Below are 1589 nucleotides of genomic sequence, written 5' to 3' on the forward strand. Positions count from 1 at the left end.
GACGCTGCCGCCGCCGAGCGTGGCGGTGGTGAGGGTCGCGACGGCGAGCGCCGCCAGTGCTGCAGCGGCGATCCGCCGACGAGGTCCCATGATCGGCAACTATGCCGCTCCGCGGACCCGCCCGTGGGGGAAACGGGCCGGGCCGGACCCGCGTGTGACCGGGACGTCACCTCGAGGCGGCCTCGCGGCCCATCCCACCCTGCGGCGCCGGTTCGGCCCCACCCGCCGAGAGACCTAGGCTGGTGCGTCGTGAAGGTGCTGCTGCTCGAGAACATCCACCCGGCCGCCGTCGAGACGCTCGAGGGCCACGGCTACGAGGTCGAGCTGCGCTCGGGGTCCTTGCCCGAGAAGGAGCTGCTCGAGGTGCTCCCCGGGGTGTCGATGCTCGGCATCCGCTCCAACACCCACCTCACGGCACCCGTGCTCGAGGCGGCGACCGACCTGCAGGCGGTCGGCTGCTTCTGCATCGGCACCAACCAGGTCGACCTCGCCGCAGCCAGCCGGCGCGGCGTGGCCGTGTTCAACGCGCCGTACTCCAACACCCGCAGCGTCGTCGAGCTGGTGATCGCCGAGATCATCGCCCTCGGGCGCCGGCTCACCGAGAAGACCCAGCGGATGCACGAGGGCGTCTGGGACAAGTCCGCGAAGGGCAGCCACGAGGTGCGCGGCCGGACCCTGGGCATCGTCGGCTACGGCAACATCGGCACCCAGCTCGGCAACGTCGCCGAGGCGCTCGGCCTGCGGGTGATCTTCTTCGACACCGCCGACCGGCTCGCCCACGGCAACGCCCAGCGCAAGCGCAGCCTCGACGAGCTGCTCGCCGAGGCCGACGTCGTCAGCCTCCACGTCGACGGGCGCCCCGGCAACGCGGGGCTGTTCGGAGCGGAGGAGTTCGCGAAGATGAAGCCGCGCAGCCTGTTCATCAACGCCTCGCGCGGCATGGTCGTCGACGACGTGGCGCTGCGCGAGCACATCCTCTCGGGCCACATCGCCGGCGCGGCGATCGACGTGTTCCCCATCGAGCCGAAGGCCCAGGGCGACCCGTTCGAGTCGGTGCTGCGCGGCCTCGACAACGTCATCCTCACCCCGCACGTCGGCGGCTCCACCCAGGAGGCGCAGGAGGAGATCGGCTACTTCGTCGCCGCCAAGCTCGCCGGGTTCGCCCGCCAGGGCCGCACCGAGCTCTCGGTGAACCTGCCGACCGTGCAGGCCCCCGAGCTCGTCGACGGCCACCGGATCGGCTTCCTGCACGACAACGTGCCCGGCGTGCTCGCGAGCGTCAACGACCTGCTCGCCGACGCCAACGCGAACGTCACGGGGCAGTACCTCTCCACCCGCGGCCAGCAGGGCTACGTCATCACCGACACCTGCGACCCGCTGCCGCAGGACGCCCTCGCCAAGCTCGCCGAGGCCGACCACTCGGTCTGGTTGCGCACCTGGGACGCGTGAGCTGCCTTGGACCCCCGAGCTTGCTCGGGGGTCGAAGACGCAGCAGCCAGGTCGAGTAGCCGCGCGAGCGAGGAACGAGCTCGCGACCGGCGTATCGAGACCTCAGTCGGGTCGCGACACGCCGGCGGGTTTCACCGGCC

Annotated in this window: 1 protein-coding gene; it reads left to right on the forward strand. The window is 71.7% G+C overall.

What is annotated here, in order from left to right:
- Positions 1-249: 249 nt before the first annotated feature.
- Complete coding sequence (serA, locus tag VGD85_RS08010) at positions 250-1449, forward strand: phosphoglycerate dehydrogenase (protein WP_331062928.1); 1200 nt, start codon at positions 250-252, stop codon at positions 1447-1449.
- The last annotated feature ends 140 nt before the right edge of the window (positions 1450-1589 follow it).

This window comes from Nocardioides sp. (assembly GCF_036401255.1).
GTDB lineage: Bacteria > Actinomycetota > Actinomycetes > Propionibacteriales > Nocardioidaceae > Nocardioides.